This window comes from Dactylosporangium fulvum, assembly GCF_025137375.1.
In the GTDB taxonomy this organism is placed as follows: Bacteria; Actinomycetota; Actinomycetes; order Mycobacteriales; family Micromonosporaceae; genus Dactylosporangium; species Dactylosporangium fulvum.
This window is the reverse complement of record NZ_CP073720.1, coordinates 2,636,146-2,653,953: the sequence shown is the minus strand read 5'-3', so window position 1 is coordinate 2,653,953 and position 17,808 is coordinate 2,636,146. Positions and strand designations below refer to the sequence as shown.

15 protein-coding genes are annotated in these 17,808 nt (G+C 72.9%); 2 read left to right on the top strand and 13 right to left on the bottom strand.

Annotated features, from left to right (window positions below; all coding sequences use genetic code 11):
* Positions 1–16: 16 nt before the first annotated feature.
* From Dfulv_RS12345 to Dfulv_RS12310, 8 genes are all read right to left on the bottom strand, one after another.
* Positions 17–1,837, bottom strand: coding sequence for a trypsin-like peptidase domain-containing protein (locus tag Dfulv_RS12345; protein ID WP_259862982.1), 1,821 nt, complete (start codon positions 1,835–1,837; stop codon positions 17–19).
* A 361-nt stretch (positions 1,838–2,198) separates the two neighbouring features.
* Positions 2,199–3,539, bottom strand: coding sequence for a class I SAM-dependent methyltransferase (locus Dfulv_RS12340; RefSeq protein WP_259862981.1), 1,341 nt, complete (start codon positions 3,537–3,539; stop codon positions 2,199–2,201).
* Positions 3,536–4,909, bottom strand: a complete 1,374-nt coding sequence (locus Dfulv_RS12335; RefSeq protein ID WP_259862980.1) for an FAD-binding oxidoreductase — start codon at positions 4,907–4,909, stop codon at positions 3,536–3,538. The genes Dfulv_RS12340 and Dfulv_RS12335 overlap by 4 nt, the downstream gene beginning before the upstream one ends.
* Before the next feature lie 100 nt (positions 4,910–5,009).
* Positions 5,010–6,281 carry an RNA polymerase sigma factor gene (locus Dfulv_RS12330; RefSeq protein WP_319805837.1) on the bottom strand — a complete coding sequence of 424 codons (1,272 nt, stop codon included), beginning with the start codon at positions 6,279–6,281 and terminating at the stop codon, positions 5,010–5,012.
* Complete coding sequence (locus tag Dfulv_RS12325; RefSeq protein ID WP_259862978.1) at positions 6,269–6,595, bottom strand: YciI family protein; 327 nt, start codon at positions 6,593–6,595, stop codon at positions 6,269–6,271. The genes Dfulv_RS12330 and Dfulv_RS12325 overlap by 13 nt, the downstream gene beginning before the upstream one ends.
* The gene (locus tag Dfulv_RS12320; protein WP_319805790.1) at positions 6,595–6,927 is read right to left on the bottom strand and encodes a YciI family protein; all 333 of its coding nucleotides are present in this window, start codon (positions 6,925–6,927) and stop codon (positions 6,595–6,597) included. Before Dfulv_RS12320 ends, Dfulv_RS12325 begins: the two co-directional genes overlap by 1 nt.
* Before the next feature lie 30 nt (positions 6,928–6,957).
* Entirely contained in the window at positions 6,958–8,868 is a 1,911-nt protein-coding gene (locus Dfulv_RS12315) for a N,N-dimethylformamidase beta subunit family domain-containing protein (RefSeq protein ID WP_259862976.1), read from the bottom strand.
* A 7-nt stretch (positions 8,869–8,875) separates the two neighbouring features.
* Entirely contained in the window at positions 8,876–10,267 is a 1,392-nt protein-coding gene (locus Dfulv_RS12310; RefSeq protein WP_259862974.1) for a condensation domain-containing protein, read from the bottom strand.
* Between the two features lie 209 nt (positions 10,268–10,476).
* On the opposite strand from Dfulv_RS12310, the gene Dfulv_RS12305 reads away from it, so the two are divergent.
* Complete coding sequence (locus Dfulv_RS12305) at positions 10,477–11,565, top strand: AOC03_06830 family ribosome hibernation factor (RefSeq protein WP_259862972.1); 1,089 nt, start codon at positions 10,477–10,479, stop codon at positions 11,563–11,565.
* A gap of 158 nt (positions 11,566–11,723) precedes the next feature.
* On the opposite strand, the gene Dfulv_RS12300 is transcribed toward Dfulv_RS12305, so the two are convergent.
* The 3 genes from Dfulv_RS12300 to Dfulv_RS12290 all read right to left on the bottom strand — a co-directional run bounded on the left by Dfulv_RS12300 (position 11,724) and on the right by Dfulv_RS12290 (position 15,170).
* On the bottom strand, positions 11,724–13,484 hold the full coding sequence (locus Dfulv_RS12300) for an ABC transporter substrate-binding protein (protein ID WP_259867630.1): 1,761 nt from the start codon (positions 13,482–13,484) through the stop codon (positions 11,724–11,726).
* 268 nt (positions 13,485–13,752) lie between these two features.
* Positions 13,753–14,184 carry an RpiB/LacA/LacB family sugar-phosphate isomerase gene (locus tag Dfulv_RS12295; RefSeq protein WP_259862970.1) on the bottom strand — a complete coding sequence of 144 codons (432 nt, stop codon included), beginning with the start codon at positions 14,182–14,184 and terminating at the stop codon, positions 13,753–13,755.
* A gap of 92 nt (positions 14,185–14,276) precedes the next feature.
* Positions 14,277–15,170, bottom strand: coding sequence for a DMT family transporter (locus tag Dfulv_RS12290; RefSeq protein WP_259862969.1), 894 nt, complete (start codon positions 15,168–15,170; stop codon positions 14,277–14,279).
* 49 nt (positions 15,171–15,219) lie between these two features.
* Between Dfulv_RS12290 and Dfulv_RS12285 the strand changes: the two genes are divergently transcribed.
* Positions 15,220–16,614: an aminotransferase-like domain-containing protein gene (locus Dfulv_RS12285; RefSeq protein ID WP_259862967.1), complete on the top strand. Its 1,395-nt coding sequence runs from the start codon at positions 15,220–15,222 to the stop codon at positions 16,612–16,614.
* Between the two features lie 30 nt (positions 16,615–16,644).
* Here Dfulv_RS12285 and Dfulv_RS12280 read toward each other — a convergent pair whose 3' ends face one another.
* Entirely contained in the window at positions 16,645–17,040 is a 396-nt protein-coding gene (locus Dfulv_RS12280; protein WP_259862965.1) for an STAS domain-containing protein, read from the bottom strand.
* A 94-nt stretch (positions 17,041–17,134) separates the two neighbouring features.
* On the bottom strand, positions 17,135–17,770 hold the full coding sequence (locus tag Dfulv_RS12275; RefSeq protein ID WP_259867627.1) for an alpha-ketoglutarate-dependent dioxygenase AlkB: 636 nt from the start codon (positions 17,768–17,770) through the stop codon (positions 17,135–17,137).
* Positions 17,771–17,808 lie beyond the last annotated feature (38 nt).

Genomic DNA, 17,808 nt, shown 5'->3' with positions numbered 1-17,808 from the left:
GAATCGCTGTCTCAGGTCACGGTGACTCGCCGAGCGTCACCGTGACGGTCTGCTCGCCGTTGCCCCGCAGGACGGTCACCTTGAGCTGATCGCCGACCTTGGCCGCCTGGACCGCGTTGATGAGGTCCGCGGCGTCGGAGATCGTGGTGCTACCGATCTTCGTCACGATGTCGCCGTTCTTGAGGCCGCCCTTGTCGGCCGGGCCACCGGCGACCACGCCGCCGATGAGCGCACCGCCGGCGCCGTCGGCCAGCTGCACACCGAGGTACGGGTGGCTGACCTTGCCGCCCTTGGCGAGCTGCTCTGCGGCGGCGCGGGCACGGTTGGCGGAGATGGCGAAGCCGACCCCGATGTTGCCGTTGCTGTTCTCGCCGGCCGTGGCGATGGCGGTGTTGATCCCGACGACCTCGCCGGCCAGGTTGACCAGCGCACCGCCGGAGTTGCCGGGGTTGATGGCGGCGTCGGTCTGGATGGCGTCGGCGATCGACTTGCCGCCCTGCTGGCCGGAGCTGATCGTGCGGTGCAGCGCGCTGACGATGCCGGCGGTGACCGAGCCCTGCAGGCCGAGCGGGCTGCCGACGGCGAGCACGGTGTCACCGACCCGCAGGGCGTCGCTGTCACCGAACTTCGCCGCGGCCAGCCCGGACACGTTCTGGGCCTTGATGATGGCGATGTCCCCGGCGGGATCGGTGCCGACGACGGTGGCCTGGGCGGTCTTGCCGTTGCTGAACGTGACGGTCAGTTTGGTGGCGCCTTGCACGACGTGATTGTTGGTGATGATCTGGCCGTCGGCGGTCATGATGACGCCGGAGCCCTCGGACTCGCCGGTGCTGATGTCGACGACGCTGGGCAGTACGGCCTCGGCGACACCGCCGACCGAGGACCGGTCAAGGTTCGGCGCGGCGTTGCGGGTCACCACGGTGGTGTCCCCGCCCTGGTCGTCGGCGAACCGGGTGGCGACGAGCCCGCCCGCGAACGCCGACCCGACCGACAGCACCACCGCGGCCGCGACGACGGCGGCGATCCGCCCGCCGCGTCCGGGCCGTGCGCCAGGCTGTGCGGGCTGCCCCGGCGCAGGCGGGAACCCGGGCGGCCCAGGGTGTCCCGGCTGTCCCAGGTGTCCCGGCTGTCCCGGGTGCCCGAACGCGCCCGGCTGGCCCAGGTGGCCCATCGGGCCGGACTGGTAGGCCGGGGTGGTCGCCGGGGTGGTCGGCGCACCGGGGTAGCCCTGCGGGGCGGTGACCGGCGTGGCCGGGAACGAGGCCGTGGTGGTGCCGATTCCTGGCAGCGGCGTGGTCGGGGCGCCCGGGGCCGGCGACGCGGGACGGAACGCCCCGCTGGTGCCGATGCCCGGCAACTGCGCGGTCTGGGCGCCCGGGGCCGGCGACGCGGGATAGAACGCCCCGCTGGTGCCGATGCCCGGCAACTGCGCGGTCTGGGCGCCCGGAGCCGGCGACGCGGGATAGAACGCCCCGGTCGTGCCGGCGGCCGGCAACTGCGCGGTCTGGGCCTGCCCGTTGGCCGGCCAGTCCTGCGCGGGCCGGCCGTCACCGGGGGCGGCCCAGGGCGCACCGGAGGCCGGCACGCTCGAAGCGGGCACACCCGACGCCGGAATGCCCGAGGCGGGAATCGCGGACGCCGGTATCCCCGAGGCGGGCGCGGACGAGGCCGGGCTCTCGGAGGCCGGTGCCCCCGAGGCGGGCGCGGCCGGTGACGCCGGGGCGGGCGCGGCCGGTGACGCCGGGGCGGGCGCGGCCGGTGACGCCGGGGCGGCGGCGGTTTCCCCGGACGCTGCGAAGGGTGGCGGCGCGTCCCACTGGCGGTCCTGGTCACTCATGAAATCCACCTTGCACACCGCACCTGCACCGAAACTGGGTTCTTGCTGGGAGATAGCCGAGAGCGCCCGAACCGCGACGCAGCCTGTCGGACGAAGCCGGTCAGACAAGGTCCGAACGGTGGTCGGCGGCCCACTCGACGAACGTCCGCACCGGATGGCCGGTGACCTCCGTCACTGCGCCACCCGGCCGAGGGTGTCGGCCGCGAAACCACCCGCCCGGAGGAAGGTCCGGCCGGCACCGGAGGCCGCGAACGGTGCCGCAGAACGGCCGAGCGACCGGGCACGTGCGAGCCACGTGCCCGGTCGCGCCGGTGACAAGAATGCTCATGGTCCCAGGCCCGGACCTCAAGCGTCCTTCAGGTCAAGCGGTCCAGTCGGGCCGCAGCGGGTAGGAGGACACGCCGTCCCGGGTGGTCTTCGTGGCGAGGATCTGGTGGAGCTGGATCTCGTTGCGTTCGAAGGCGAGCCGCGAGCCGGCCATGTACAGGCCCCACACCCGCGCGGTGCCCAGGCCGACCTCGGCGACGCAGTCGTCCCAGCGCTCGACGAGGTTGCGGTTCCAGCTGGCGAGCGTCAGCGCGTAGTGCAGCCGGAGGTTCTCCTCGTGCTGCACCTCGAACGCGGCGTCGTGGACGGCGCTGACGAGCCGGCCCGGGGAGGCCAGCTCACCGTCGGGGAACACGTACCGGTCGATGAACGCGCCCGGCTTGTGGGAGGCGCGGTTGTCGGACCGGGTGATGCAGTGGTTGAGCAGCCGGCCGCCGGGCTTGAGCCGGTCGCGCAGCGCCCCGAGGTACCGCGGGTAGTTGCGCACGCCGATGTGCTCGGTGAGGCCGATCGAGCTGACCGCGTCGAAGTGCTCGAGCGGCGCGTCGCGGTAGTCGAGGTACCGGACCTCGGCGAGGTGCCCGAGGCCTTCACGTTCGATGGCGGCCTGCGCCCACTCCGCCTGCTCGCGGGAGAGCGTGACGCCGAGGGCACGGACCCCGTATTCGCGGGCCGCGTGCCGGACCATGCCGCCCCAGCCGCAGCCGACGTCGAGCAGCCGCTGGCCCGGCTTGAGGGCCAGCTTGCCGGCGACGAGGTCGTACTTGTTCGCCTGCGCCTGCTCCAGCGTGTCGGACTCGGAGCGGAACACCGCGCAGGTGTAGGTCATCGACGGGCCGAGGACCTTCTCGTAGAAGGCGTTGGAGACGTCGTAGTGGTGGTGGATGGCGTCGGCGTCGCGGCCGCGGCCGTGCCGCAGGCCCTGGACGGTGCGGCGCCAGGCGGGGATGGCCTCCTGCGGCGGGGGCGGCGGCGGGCGCAGCCGCTCCCAGCCGAGGCCGCGGACGAGCCGCAGCGCCTCGCCCGGGGACGGCAGGTGCAGCTGGAGGCCGGTGGTGAGCTGGCGCAGCGCCTCATACGGGTCGCCGGGGTGCACGCCGCGAACCTCGAGGTCGCCGGTGACGTAGGCGCGGGCCATGCCGAGGTCGCCGGGGGCCGTCAGCACGTAGGAGAGGCCGCGTTCGGTGGTGAGGTGCAGGCCGATCGGCGCGTCGGCGGGGCCGACGGTGCTGCCGTCGTAGGCGGTGATCCGCACGGCGGGTTCGCCGGTGCTGACGGCGCGGACGATGTCCGCGACCTTCGGTACGGCGAATCGCCGGCGGGGTGGCCGGCCCGGTGCGGAGGAGCCGGTGTGTGGCCGGTTGGTGATGGTCATCGTCGCCCCACAACCTTGTCGTAGAGGTCGGTCAGTCGGTGATCGGGGTCGTAGCGGTCCTTGACGGCGCGGTAGGCGGCGCCGCCGTAGAGCTCGTCGAACGTCCCGCGGTCGTAGTAGGCGTCGGAGTACAGGGACTTGTGGCCGCCGAGCTCGAACACCTGCTGTTCGATGGCCCGGTTGGCGTCGCCGTCGGCCGCGCCGGGCTCGATCGGGACGGTCCCCCAGAAGCCGACGTTCACGTAGGGCGTCCCGGCGTGCATCGGGTACAGCGGCCATTCACGTTTCCGCAGCCGCAGCGGACACAGCCACAGGGGCGCCATCGGTACGTGCTGCGTGAACCATCGCAGGAACGCACCGGTCCGGTCGAGGGGCAGCTCGACGTCCTGCACGACCCGTTCCCGTGCGGGAAGGCCGCGCCACCGGTCGACCCGCGCGGCGACGCCGTGACGGTTCTCGAACCGCACGATGCGGTGATAGACGTCGCTGCGCCGGTAGCGCCTCGGCCAGAGGCGGCGGACGGCGGGGTGCTGGACACCGAAGGCGGCCGAGCACCAGAACCAGTCGGTGTCCCACCGCCACAGGTAGTCGTAGGCGGCGAGCCGGTCGGTGGCCTTCGACCGCAGCGACCGGTAGTAGATGTCCTGGCCGGTGTAGTCGCTGGTCGGGCCGTCACCGCCGAAGGTGCCGAGCACGAGGTACGACTCCCCGGGCCGGAAGACGACACCGTCCATGACGTCGACGGGTGTGCCGTCGTGCTCACCCGTCTTCATCACCTCGCCGACCACCTCGAGCAGCTCGTCGACGTCGTCGAAGCGCAGGTTGCGCAGGCTGACCCGGTCGGCGATGGGCTGGAGCTCGATCCGCAGGCGGGTGGCGTAGCCGAGGCTGCCCAGCGAGTTGGGGAACGCCGCGTAGAGGTCGGCGTGCTCCCCCTCGGGCCGGACGGTCAGCACGTCACCCGCGCCGGTGAGGATGTCGAGCTCGGTGACCGACTCGTGCGGCAGGCCGTGTTTCCACGAGGTCGACTCGATGCCGAGCCCGGTGACGGCACCGCCGAGCGTGATGGTCCGCAGCTGCGGCACCACGAGCGGCATCAGGCCGTGCGGGAGCGTGGCGTCGACCAGGTCCTCGTACGTGCACATGCCCTGCACGTCCGCGGTGCGGGCGACCGGGTCGACGGCCACCACTCCGTCGAGGCCGCTGACGTCGAGCCCGGCCGAGCCGGCCGCGGATCTCGGGCGGAACAGGTTGGACGTCTTCTTCGCCAGGCGAACCGTGTCGCCCGGCGGGACCGCGGCGTAAGAGGCGCGCAGCGCGTCGACGGCGCGCTCGTGCTCTGCCCGGCCCTTCGGGTTGATCCGTCGCATTCGACCACCTCCTTTCCTCGCATCAGATCAGAAAGTGGAGGCATGCCTCAGGCAAACCTCGCACAGTCGGCGAGGACGGGCCAACCGCTGGTGATCGAACTCACGCCGCCCCGGGACCCGGGGCGGAAACCATCGCGAGCCGGCGAGTGAGGTAGCGCCGTACGGCGTCGTTGGCGACGAGGTCGAGCGCCTCGCGGTACGCCTCGGCGGCCTCGTCGTCGCGGCCCAGACGGCGCAGCAGGTCGGCGCGGGTGGCGGGCAGCAGATGGTATCCGGCGAGTTCATCGGAGGCCCGCAGCGCATCGACGAGGGCGAGCCCGGCCGCGGGCCCGTCGGCCATGGCCACGGCGACGGCCCGGTTGAGCTCGACGACCGGCCCCGGCGTGATATGGGCCAGCTGCCGGTACAACAGGCTGATCTGCGGCCAGTCGGTCTCGGCGGCGTCGGCGGCGGAGGCGTGGCACGCGGCGATGGCGGCCTGGATCTGGTAGCGGCCGGCGCGGCGGCGGCGCAGGGCCCGGTCGAGGACGGCGATCCCCTCGGCGATCCGGTCCCGGTCCCAGGTGGAGCGGTCCTGCTCTTCCAGCGGCACCAGGTCACCCTCCGCGTCGAGCCGCCCGGCCCGGCGCGCCTCGTGCAGCAGCATGAGCGCGAGCAGGCCGTGTACCTCCGGCTCGTCAGGCATCAGCGCGGCGAGCACGCGGGCGAGCCGGATCGCCTCGCCGCTCAGCCCGGTCCGGACGAGCTCGGCGCCGGCGCTGGCGGTGTAGCCCTCGTTGAACAGCAGGTACAGCACGGCGAGGACGGCGGTGAGCCGATCGGGCAGCAGGTGCGCGGGCGGCACCCGGAACGGGATGCCGGAGCGGCGGATCTTGTTCTTGGCGCGGACCAGCCGCTGCGCCATCGTGGTCTCGGACACCAGGAACGCCCGCGCGATCTCGGCCGTGCCGAGCCCGGCCAGGGTGCGCAGGGTGAGCGCCACCCGGGCGTCGAGGGCGAGCGCCGGATGGCAGCAGGTGAAGATCAGCTGGAGGCGGTCGTCCCGCACGGGCTGCTCGTCGTCGTCCGGCGTCCCGTCCCAGGGATCCGCGGGTGGTTCCATGGCGATCTCCCGCAGTTTCTCCGCCTCGACGGCGCTGCGGCGCAGCCGGTCGAGGGCACGGTTGCGCGCGGTCGTGGTCAGCCACGCGCCGGGCCGCCGCGGGATGCCGTCGGCGGGCCAGCGGGTGAGCGCCTGGGCAAACGCGTCCTGGGCGCACTCCTCGGCGAGGTCCCAGTCGCCGGTGAGCCGGATCAGCGTCGCCACGATCCGGCCCCACTCGTCGGCGTAGACGGCCGCGACCGTGTCCCGGACGTCGTCTACGGTTGCCAGAACGGCCGCACCTCGATCATGCCGAACCTCGTGACGGGGTGCTTCGCCGCGATCGCGATCGCCTCGTCGAGGTCTGCGGCCTCGATGATGTCGAAGCCGCCGATCTGCTCCTTGGTCTCGGCGAACGGCCCGTCGATGCGCAGCACCTCGCCGTCGCGGACCCGCACGGTGACCGCGTCGGCGGGGTCGGCGAGCCGTTCGCCGAGCAGCCGGACGCCGCGGCCGTCCATCTCGTCGACCCAGGGCGTCGGGTCGGCGTCGTCGGGGTCGGCCGGTTCGGTGCCGTCCCCGACGACGAGCAGCAGGTACTTCATCAGGCCTGACCCTCCCAGAACGGCCGGACCTCGATGCGCCCGTGGCGGGCGGCCGGGTGCTCGGCGGCGATCTCGACCGCCTGGTCCATCGACTCGCACTCGATGATGTCGAAGCCGGCCATCTGCTCCTTGGTCTCGGCGAACGGCCCGTCGGTGAGCAGCACGTCACCACTGCGGACCCGCACGGTCGTCGCCTCGGACGGCGACACGACCCGGTTGCCGAACACGCGGATGCCCCGGTCGTCCATCTCCTTGACCCAACTCTCGACGTCGTCGCCGGTCGGCCCGTCACCGACGGGGCCGTCGACGACCACCAGCATCATGAATCTCACCGTTGAATCCTCCCGTCCTGCGCGGTCTCGTCAGGACGACGAACGGGGCCGGGGCTTCTCGACACCCCGGATCGGAGCGATTTCCCGCCACTCTAGAAGGCCGCCGGTCGTCACCGCCACGACACGGCCGTCGTAGCCGGCGACGGTGTGCCCGGCCGCGGTGCCCAGGTCCGTCCAGGGCACCGGATCCGGTGCCGGGGCGCGGTACCGCAGGCGCCCCCGCCGGTCGGCGGCGAGGAGGAGCCCGCTCGCGGCGGTGAGGGCGACCGTGCCCCCGGCGCCGCCGGCCGGCCGCCAGGTGCGGTCGCCCTCGGCGAGCCGGGCCAGCGGCAGGCACCACAGCCGGTCGCCGGCGGTGACCGCGAAGAGGGTTCCGTCCGCGCTCGCGAGAGCGGTCACCGGACCGGCGGCAGACCCGGCGCCGGGGCCGGCGCCGACCTCGGACCACGGCGCCGGCCCGGCGGTCGGGTCCCGGTACAGCAACCGGCCCCGCCCGGTCACCGCGTAGAGCCCCACCGGCATCCCGCACACCGCCTCCCGCGGCGCCGCCAGGCAGACCGGCGGATCCGGCTCCGGTGCGGCACCGGCGTCCACCGGGTGCCAGGGGAGATTCTGCGGGCCCGCCGCACGGGCGACGAGGGAGCCGTCGCCGAGCAGGCCCCAGAAGGTGTGCTCGCAGGCGACCATCGACCGCAGCCGCGGCGCGCGGCCGATCACGTCCCACCGGCCCGGCACCGGCGGGGCCGAGAGCCGGTCCAGCACGTTGCGGGTGATGCGGTCGACGACCGGGTCGGCGATGGTGTTGCCCCAGTTCACCGTCGCGGCGTTGAAGACGGTGCCGGCGCCGAGGCGGAACATCCCCATCGTGGCGTGGCCGCCCTGGCCGAAGCGGCGCCAGTGGCGCAGGTCGGCGGTGGCCAGGATGACGAACGACGGCGGGGTGCCGTCCCGGCCGGTCGCCCGGGGCACGCCGCCGCGCTCCTCGAAGAGGGCCGCGTCGGTCTCGTAACCCACCGCGCCGAGCGCGAACCGGTCGCCGTCGCGCAGGCCGGTGCCGGCGAAGACCCAGTGGTCGGTGAAGCGGGCGGTGTAGTCGGTCTCCTTCATGACGTCCATGAAGTCGCCCCACGCGCCCGCGCCGTGGCGGTAGCTCACGCCGGTCATGGTGTTCTCGGGGCGGTGCACCGGGGCCGCCGCCCACTCGACCGTGGTACGGGCCGGGTCGGTGGCGGCGAGCGGGTCGCGGACGGCGTCGCGGTAGCAGACCATCGTGCGGCCGCCGTCCTCGAAGCGGGCCTGCCAATAGGCGGTGTTCGCGGCGAAGTAGGCGACGTTGCCGCCGGCCGCGGTGAACGCCTCGACGGCGTCGCGCATCTCCTTGGACCAGTACTCGTCGTGGCCGTTGACGACCAGCAGCCGGTACCCGGCCAGCAGGTCGGGGCCGCCGGTGTGCAGGTCGAGGTTGGAGCAGAAGTCGGCGCGGTACCCGGCGGGGCGCAGCCAGCGCAGCAGCCCCTCCTCCCACCGCTCGGGCGGCGGCCCGCCGCCGGGCCGGTCGAACGGGACCCGGACCGCGCGGGTGGGCTCCTCGGCGTAGTAGAGGCCCTCCCCCGGCACGCCCGAGCGGTTGTACGCCTGCCAGGTCGCGAACGGCACGGAGACGAGGATCCGCGCCGCCGGCCGGCCCGCCGGGCGGCGGACCACGAAGTACACCTCGTCGGCGTGGCGGCGGAAGACGGCCCGGTAGAGCGAGCTCGGCCAGTCGTCGGGGATCACCAGCGCCCACGCCGGGCCGGTGACCTCGGCGGTGAGGACGGCGCGGTCGTCGGTGGCGTCGTGGACGGTGACGGTGTCGGGACCGTCGTCAGGGACGGGGTCGAGCAGCGTGAAGCGCAGCGTCGCGCCGGGCGTGCAGGAGGTGGCGTCGGCGTAGGCGGGCAACGGCCGGCTACACCGGGGCCTCGGCGGCCGCGGGCTCGGTGTCCGCGGACCCGGTGTCCGTGGCGTCCAGGACGCGCAGGGCCTCGGCCACGACCAGCCGCTCGATGCCGCGCAGGTGCTCCTCGACCTTAGTCTCGTCGAAGACGCTCGTGTCGGCGAACAGTGTCAGGTCCAGCGTGCCGGGAACGGCGTTGACGTGCAGGAAGTAGCGGGCGCCGTAGTGGTCGACCGGTTCCCGGGAGACCGTGGTGTGCGGCAGGGCGGCCCTGATGCCGTCGGCGGTGACCCCGGCGGCGGCCGAGACTGGGGTCTGCGCGTCGAAGCGGCGGTCGTTGAACGAGCACGACAGGTCGACGTCGCCGAGGTCGGCCAGCAGCGTGTCGAGGGCGACCGGGTCGTACTGCGCGTGGAGATACGCCTGCATCGAGGCGCGCATCGCCCGGCCGATCACCGGCCCGAAGCCGTCGTCGCCGACCTCGACGACACACAGCCCGTCCTGCGAGGCGGGGCCGACGGAGTCGGCGAGCCCGGGGCGGAACCGGTTGCTGACGATGACCTGCAGGACGCTCTCACGGGCGCCGGTCTGGCGGGCCAACTGCCAGGCGGCGGCCGCCAGGATGACGGCGGAGCTGCTGACCTGCTCCCGCTCGGCGAGGACACTCACCGCCCGGTCGCCGGCGGGTGAGCTGAGCGTGACGCTGACGAAGCGGGGCGGGCCGTCGGGCGTGCCGAACCGGTCGCGCGGCACGGCGGCGAGGTGGCGTGCCCAGTACCGCAGCGCCTTGTCGCTCTGCCGGCGGCCGGCCTCGGACGCCTGGTGCAGCGCCTGCTCGTACGGCTGCCGGTCGGGCGGGTCGGTGGTGGGCCGGCCGGCGAGGGCGGCGAGGACGTCCCGGACGAGGGCGGTGAGGCCACCGCGGTCGGTGACGAGATGGCAGATGGCGAAGACGGCGTGGGTGACGACGTCCTCCCCGTCCACGCGGACCGCGCCGACCCGCAGCGGCCACTCGCCGGCGTAGTCGAACGCGGGCTCGGTGAGCCGGCGTTGCAGCTCCTTCGCCGCCGCCGCCGCGGTCTCGCGGGTGGCGTCGACGACCTCCACCTCGATGGTGCCGTCACGGGCGAGCAGCTGCTGCGGGCCGTGGACGTCGTCGACCCGGACCCTCGTCCGCAGCGACTCGTGGCGCGCCATGACCGACGCGACGGTGTCCGTGATCCGGGCGAGCGGCGTGCCGAACGAGACGCCCTCGTCCTCCAGAGCGGTCACCCAGCTCATGTTGAGGCTCGCGTCGTCGGGGACGAGACGCTGGATCGCCCGCCAGATCGCGATCTGACCCCAGCTCAGTCCACACACGCCACCGCGACCGCCGGTGAACCCGACAGAGACCCGTTCCGTCATCGCTGCCCGGCCTTCGTCAGGAGGTGATTCCGGCGGGCCTATTGAATCCGCGGATTTCAACGACTGTCAATACCGTGCCAACCCGACCATGACTGGGCAGGGCCGCCCCGGCGGAGGGGCGGCCCGGCGAATGCTTTGCCCACGTCAGGATCGTAAGGTCACTCGGGACGGGCGAGTCTGGTGGCGCGCGGCAGGGGGACCGTGGGCGCATGACGGTGAAGGATCTGGCGAGGCTGACACCGAGCGGCTATCCGGCGGTCTCGCTGCTGATGCCGACCCACCGCACCCCGCCGGAGAACCAACAGGATCCGATCCGGCTGCGCAACCTGCTGTCGGAGGCGAAACGCCGCCTGGACGACGACGAGGCGGTGCCGCAGTCGGTGGCGACCCAGGTGTACGAGGAGATCGCCGAGGCCGCCGCGCACGTCGACCTGCGGCAGGTCAGCGAAGGGCTCGCGCTGTTCGCGTCGCCGGGGCAGGTGCACGTCCGGCTGCTCGACTCCCCGGTCCAGGAACGAGTGGTGGTCGGCAACACGTACGAGGTGCGCGACGTGGTCGCCGACGCGGCCCGGCGGCACCGCTACTGGGCGCTGGTGCTGTCCGAGCAGCCGACCCGGCTGTGGAGCGGCGACGGCGCGGACCTGGTCGAGGTGCACTCGCACGGCTTCCCGTTCACCCACGAGGGGCCGGGCGGCACGACGGGCCTGCCCCGCGACTACGGGCAGCGGCCGAGCGCCCACCGCGACGAGCGGCACCGGCAGTTCTTCCGCGACATCACCTCGGCCCTCGCCGAGATCGACGCGCTGGACTCGCGGCCCGTCTTTGTCCTCGGCGTGGAGCGGTACCTCGCGTTCTTCGCCGACGAGTGGGGCCGGCCGATCGCCGGCGCCGTCCGGGGCAACTACGACCGCGCCGGGCCGCACGACGTGTACCGCGTCCTGGCCCAGCAGCTCGACGCCCACACCAGCATCCAGCAGGTGGCGGCGCTCGAGGCGCTGGACGTGGCCCGCGGCGCGAACCGGTTCGCCGCCGGCCTGGCCGAGGTGTGGACCCTCGCCAACCAGGGGCGCGCCGCGCACCTGCTCGTCGAGGAGGGCTTCCACAGCGCGGCCTGGGTCCACGGCGACCATCTCCACCCGCCGGACCAGGAGCCGCACCGCGACGAACCCGGCACGCTCGTCGACGACGCGGTGGACGACATCGTGGAGATGGTGGCCCGCAACGACGGCAACGTGACCTTCGTCCGCGACGGCAACCTGGCGGCCGACGGCCGGATCGCGCTGATCGTGCGGTACTAGACCCCGTCCTGCCGATGTTCTGAACGGTGATGCGGCTCGGATCCGTCGGGTCCCGGATCCGAGCCGGACACACGCGGCCGCCCCAAGGAGGAAGAACGGCCGCGCGCGTCACCGCATGCCCGGGAAGTCCCTCGTCGACCCGGGCAACACCCGCGCGGTCAGCTCATGACACCCAGGCTGCCGAAGTCGTACATCCCGTAGTACTGGGTGACGAACACGTTGGTCAGCCGGGGGTTGCGGTAGTTCAGCGCCTTGTCGAACACGAACGGCACCATGACGGCCTCGTCCATGACGATGTGGTTGATCTGCTTCCAGATGTCCGCGGCCTTCGCCGGGTCGCTCTCCGCCCGGGCCTTGTCGATCAGGCTGTTGATCTCGCTGTTCTCGAGCTCGGCGTAGTTGTTGTTGCCGCTCTCCAGGATCAGCCGGCCGTCGACGAGCACCTGCAGAAAGCCGGACGCGGTCGGGAAGTCGGCGCCCCAGCCGGCCATCATCAGGCCGTAGCCCTTGGCGTGCACGTTGGACGGCGAACCGATGATCGAGCTGAAGTACAGCGACGCGTCCTGCGGGTCGAGGCGCGCCTTGATGCCGACCGCCGCCAGCGCCTGCTGCAGCGCCTCGGCACTCTTCGGCTCCTTGCCAGCGTTACGGGTCGCGAGCACGGTCTCGAAGCCGTCCGGCTTACCGCACAGCTTCAGCTCCTCCTTCGCCTTGTCGATCTGCGGCTTGCCCGACTTGGTGTTGTACGGGTCGTAGTCGTCGTGACCGGCCAGGGTCGGCGGCAGCATGTTGATGCCGATGTCACCACCGGCGTCCGCGCCACCACGAGCGGTCTGCATCGTGGTCTTGTCGGTCGCGTACTGCACGGCCTTGCGGCAGTGGATGTTGTCGAACGGGGCGACCTTGGTGCTGACCGAGAAGTACCGGATGAAGCCGGTCACCGGCGTGTCCGCGTTCTTCTTCTTGTCGGCGTTCAGCAGGACCTTCGGCTGCGCACCCTGCTGCACACCGGTCTGCGCGACGTCGACGTCGACGTCACCGGAAAGCAGCTGGTTGTCGATCTCCTCCGGCGCGGCGCCGATGGTCAGGTCGATCTGGTCCGGCAGGGCCTTGCGCACGGTGTCGGTCTTCGGGTCCCAGTGCTCGTTGCGGACGAGGACGGCCTTCTTGCCGGCGTCGTACGACTGGAACTTGTACGGACCCGAGGAGAACGGCTTGTCACCGTGCTTGGCGCCGTTGTCCTTCGCCTGCGGCAGCGGGCTCGCGCCGGGCATGGCGAGCAGGTACTGGAAGTCGCTCAGCGGCTCCTTCAGCGTGAAGACGATCGTCTTGTCGTCCGGCGTCTGCACGGACTTCAGACCCAGCTTGTTCGGGTCGGCATCCTTGTACGGGCCGGGGTACGACTGGCCCTGGTCCAACACCTTGGCCAGGTACGGCGGGCCGCCGGAGAGCACGTCGGCCGCGAAGTTGCGCTCGATGCCGTACTTGATGTCCTTCGAGGTGATCGGCGAGCCGTCCTCGAACTTGACACCGTCCTTCAGCGTGAAGGTGTACTTCTTGCCGCCGTCCTCGATCTTCGGCATCTCGGCCGCCAGGTCGGGAACCAGCTTGAGACCGTCCTCACCCGGCTTGGCCTCGTTGGTCAGCAGCGTCCGGGCGTAGTAGCCCTTGCTGAAGTTCAACACCCACGCGTAGTAGGTGCGGACCGGGTCGAACGAGTCCGGGTCGTCGTGGCTGACGAGCTTGAGCGTGCCACCCTTCTTGTCGGACGGATTGACCACACCGGACAGCGCGGCGTTGAATCCGCCGCCTTTCTGGCCGTTCGCCTTGCTGGTATCGTCGTTGTCTGAACCGCCTCCACATGCGGACAGCACAAGAGTCGCCGTGGCCAGGCCGGCCACCAGCGCGCTCGCTCTCATATTCACGTGTCGAACCTTCCCGGATGCCGCGGTTGGTTGGCCGCGGAGACCGAACTCGGACGCGGGCAGCACGGATCAGCCGACGTCTACTGTGGACCCTCCTTTGTGGACAGGGCACGGGCATGCACCGCGCCCACCACGAGGATCGCCGAAACGCCGACGGAGCCGGTGGTGTGCTGCTTCGCGTTGACGGCGATGTGCGTCGCCGTTCAATGTGCAAAGACCACGGGCTCGGCTGCCCGGTTGCACCACAAAAACCTTTGTCAGGTCACGGATTGGTCAATGGCGCCTTGAGCAGCGCAATGTTCGCGGCCTCGTCCGGATCGGGCGCCGGCACGTCGAGAAACGCCTGCAACACTTCGACGGCGACGTCGGGCGCCAGCCGCTTGAGACTCATCGCGAGCACGTTCGCGTCGTTCCACAACCGCGCCCCGCGCGCGATCCACGGCTCCCAGGCGACGGCGGCGACGGCACCGGGCACCTTGTTGGCCGCGATCGCCGTGCCCGTGCCGGTCCAGCACATGACAACACCGAAGTCCGCCCGCCCGTCGGCGACGGCGTGTCCCACGGCCGTGCCGAGATCGGGCCAGGGCACGTCCGGCGCGTTGAGGTCGAGCACCTCGTGCCCGCCCGCCACGATGTGCTCGACAACGGCCCGGGTCGTGTCGTTGGAGTCGTCAGCAGCAAACGCGATCCGCACCCCTCCGACCGTACTGCGACCACCACTCCCTCTCTAGCGTCCTAGGAGGCTAGCCTGGTTGACTCCGCTGGGACCACGGACGTCCAACAAGGTCAATGCGGTGCGACCCGGGCCGCCGGAACAGGGGACGCCGTGCGGAGACGTTGCGTCAGCGCCACGCACACCAGCACCGCCGCCGCGGCGGCCACCGCCACCACTGGGACCGCCTCGCCCAGCAGCACCGCCGACCAGGCCATCGTCAGCACCGGCTGAGCCAGCTGGAGCTGGCCGACGCGGGCCACGCCGCCGCGCGCCAGGCCGCCGTACCACGCGAAGAAGCCCAGGAACATCGACACCAGCGTCACGTAGCCGAACCCGGTCCAGGCCGCGGCCGAGGCGTGCGGCGGGTGCCGGAGCGCGGCGACCGCCGTGATCGCCGTCGTCACCGGCAACGACAGCACGAGCGCCCAGCAGATCGTCCGCGCGCCGCCCAGCTCGCGGGCCAGGGCACCGCCTTCGGCGTACCCGAGGCCGCACAGCGCGACGGCCGCCAGCAGGTACAGGTCCGCCAGGCCCACCGCGCCGCGCACCGCGCCGCTCGCGACCAGGAACGTCAGCACGGCACCCAGGCCCGCGGCACCGGCCAGCCAGAACCCGCGCGACGGGCGCTCGCCGGCCCGCAGCACCGCGAAGCCGGCCGTCACGGCGGGCAGCACCGCGATGACCACCGCGCCATGCGCCGCCGTCTGCGTCTGCAACGCGAGGGAGGTGAACAGCGGAAAGCCCGCGACCACGCCCAGCGCGACCACGGCGAGCCGCCGCCACTGGCCGGCGGTCGGGCGCGGGGCGCGCGACACCGCGAGATACGCCACCGCGAGCAGGCCGGCGCCGACGGCCCGGCCGAACGCCACGAACCACGCGTCGAGATCCTCGACCGCGACCCGCGTGGCGGGCAGCGACATGCTGAACGCGAGCACCCCCAGCGCACCGAGCGCGGCGCCGGTCACGGCCCGCTCTGTTATCCATCGGGATGCGGTAGCGCTATCCTTGTCTCTCATGAATGACGATAACGCAGCCGTCCGCGTTATCCAAGATCTCCGAGCGCTGGCGCGGGACTCCCCCGCCGGCACCCGGCTGCCGACCGTGCGCGAGCTGACCGCGCGGCACCAGGCGTCGCCGGTGACCGTGGCGCGGGCGGTCCGCCGGCTGGTGGCGGAGGGGGTCGTCGACGCGCGACCGGGCCGCGGGACGTTCGTGGCCGGGCCGCGGCCGGCCGCCGGACGGCGCGCGGACCTGTCCTGGCAGTCGATCGCGCTCGGTCCCCGGCCGCCCGGCGAGGACGCGATGCAGGCCCTGCTCGCCGTCCCGCGCCCGGGCAGCGTCCCGCTCTCCGGCGGATACCTCGACGAGGACCTCCAGCCGGCGGCGGCCCTCGGCGCGGCACTCGCCCGCGCGGCCCGCCATCCCGCGTCGTGGCAGCGCGGCCCGGTGGAGGGCCGGGAGGACCTGCGCGCCTGGTTCGCCCGCACCACCGGCGGCGCGCTGCGCGCCGACGACCTGGTCGTGTGCCCCGGCGGGCAGCCGGCGCTGTCGACGGCGTTCCGTGCCCTGCTGAGCCCCGGCGACGCCGTGCTGGTCGAGGCGCCGACCTATCTCGGCGCGCTCGCCGCCGCGCGGGCCGCCGGCCTGCGGGTGGTGCCGGTCCCGGCCGACGCCGACGGGGTCCGCCCGGACCTGCTCTCGGCCGCGTTCCGCCGCACCGGTGCCCGCCTCTTCTACTGCCAGCCGCTCCACGCCAACCCGCACGGCGCGACGCTGGCCGGCGACCGGCGCGCGGCGACCCTCGAGGCCGTGCGGGAGGCCGGTGCGTTCCTGCTGGAGGACGACTACGCCCGCGACCTCACCATCGACGGCGACCCTCCCCCGCCGCTGGTCGCCGACGACCCGGACGGGCACGTCGTCTATCTGCGCTCGCTCACCAAGTCGGCGGCGCCGGGCCTGCGGGTGGCCGCGATCGGCGCGCGTGGCGCCGCGGGTGCCCGCCTGCGCTCGGCGCGGGTGCTCGACGACTTCTTCGTCGCCGGTCCCCTGCAGCAGGCCGCGCTCGACCTGGTCACGTCGCCGGCCTGGCCCCGTCATCTGCGCGCGCTGCGCACCGCCCTGCGCGTGCGCCGCGACGCGCTGCTCGACGCGCTGCGCCGGCACCTGCCGGAGTTGCTGCCGGAGGTCGTGCCGCGCGGGGGCATGCACGTCTGGGCCGGCCTCCCCGAAGGGACCGACGACGTCGCGGTGACCACGGCGGCGGCCGCGGAACAGGTGGTCGTCTTCCCGGGCCGCCCGTGGTTCGCCGCCGAGCCGGACGGCGCCCATCTGCGCCTGACGTTCGCCGCCGCGCCGCCGGACCTCCTCGAGGAGGGCGTGCGCAGGCTGGCCCGCGCCATGGGCGCCTGAGCCCTCGGCCGGAAGCGGGCCGGAAGCGCGTCAGGCCGACTTCGGCGGGGCCCAGCCCGCCGCCGGGCGCTCGCGTCCGGCGGGCGGCCCGCTGAGCGCGTCGAGCAGCCCGAGCAGGCTCAGCACGCGCCGGACGCCGGGGCTGGGGTTGACGATCCACAGGTCGCTGTTGTTGCCGCGGGCGTGTGCCCGCGCGCCGACCAGCTTGCCGATGCCGGTGGAGTCGATGAACGTCACCAGGCTGACGTCGACCTCGACCGCGGTGGCCCGGACGTCGTCGATGGCGCGGAAGAGCACCGTGCGCAGCTGGGCCACGTTCTCGACGGTGATCTCGCCGGCGACCCGCACGCGGATCGCCCGGTTGGGCAACGGGTCGACCGTGATGTGCAACTCCGGGAACACCGCGAAACGATCGACCTGGTCCATCCGGCTCACCTTCTCGCTTTCCGAGCCGTTCTCACGATACGGGAGGTCGACCGGCGAGTCACGCATCGAGAGATCGAGCACCACGATGTGCGGATCAGGCGACGCCCGCGGGACGGAACTGCACGCTGACCCGCGGCCCGACCGGGCGGGCCGTCTTCGGCACCGCGTGCTCCCAGGTGCGCTGGCAGGAGCCGCCCATCACAACGAGGTCACCGTGGCCGAGCGGGAACCGCAGGCTCTCCCCGCCGCCCCGCGGCCGCAGCAGCAGCGAACGCGGCGACCCGAACGACACGATCGCGACCATGGTGTCGAACCGGGCGCCCCGGCCGATCGTGTCGCCGTGCCAGGCGACGCTGTCGCGCCCGTCGCGGTAGAGACACATGCCGGCGCTCACGAACGGCTCGCCGAGCTCCTCGACGTAGTGCATCGTGAGCCTGCGCCGCGCGTCGGTCAGCAACGGGTGCGGCAGGGTCTCGGCCCCGCCATACCACCGCAGCAGGCGCGGCACGTCGACCACACCGTCATACATCTTGCGGCGCTCGGCACGCCAGTCGACGTCGTCCAGCAGGGTCCGCAGGACCGCGTCGCTGCCGAGCACCCAGCCGGGAAGATGGTCGATCCACGCGCCGCGGCTCAGCTCGTGTCGCACCACGCGCCCGGCGAGCAGCCCGAGCGACGGCTCGGCGGCGACGGCGGTGTCGAACATCGAGGGCTGGTACGCCAGGTCCATCATGCGATCACCGTACACCAATTCGAACACCCGTACGA

Coding starts and splice junctions, on each gene's coding strand:
- Dfulv_RS12300 (WP_259867630.1), bottom strand. CDS start 13,484: ATGAGAGCGAGCGCGCTGGTGGCCGGCCTGGCCACGGCGACTCTTGTG.
- Dfulv_RS12280 (WP_259862965.1), bottom strand. CDS start 17,040: ATGGACCAGGTCGATCGTTTCGCGGTGTTCCCGGAGTTGCACATCACG.
- Dfulv_RS12305 (WP_259862972.1), top strand. CDS start 10,477: ATGACGGTGAAGGATCTGGCGAGGCTGACACCGAGCGGCTATCCGGCG.
- Dfulv_RS12325 (WP_259862978.1), bottom strand. CDS start 6,595: ATGAAGTACCTGCTGCTCGTCGTCGGGGACGGCACCGAACCGGCCGAC.
- Dfulv_RS12285 (WP_259862967.1), top strand. CDS start 15,220: ATGAATGACGATAACGCAGCCGTCCGCGTTATCCAAGATCTCCGAGCG.
- Dfulv_RS12335 (WP_259862980.1), bottom strand. CDS start 4,909: ATGCGACGGATCAACCCGAAGGGCCGGGCAGAGCACGAGCGCGCCGTC.
- Dfulv_RS12340 (WP_259862981.1), bottom strand. CDS start 3,539: ATGACCATCACCAACCGGCCACACACCGGCTCCTCCGCACCGGGCCGG.
- Dfulv_RS12275 (WP_259867627.1), bottom strand. CDS start 17,770: ATGGACCTGGCGTACCAGCCCTCGATGTTCGACACCGCCGTCGCCGCC.
- Dfulv_RS12345 (WP_259862982.1), bottom strand. CDS start 1,837: ATGAGTGACCAGGACCGCCAGTGGGACGCGCCGCCACCCTTCGCAGCG.
- Dfulv_RS12310 (WP_259862974.1), bottom strand. CDS start 10,267: ATGACGGAACGGGTCTCTGTCGGGTTCACCGGCGGTCGCGGTGGCGTG.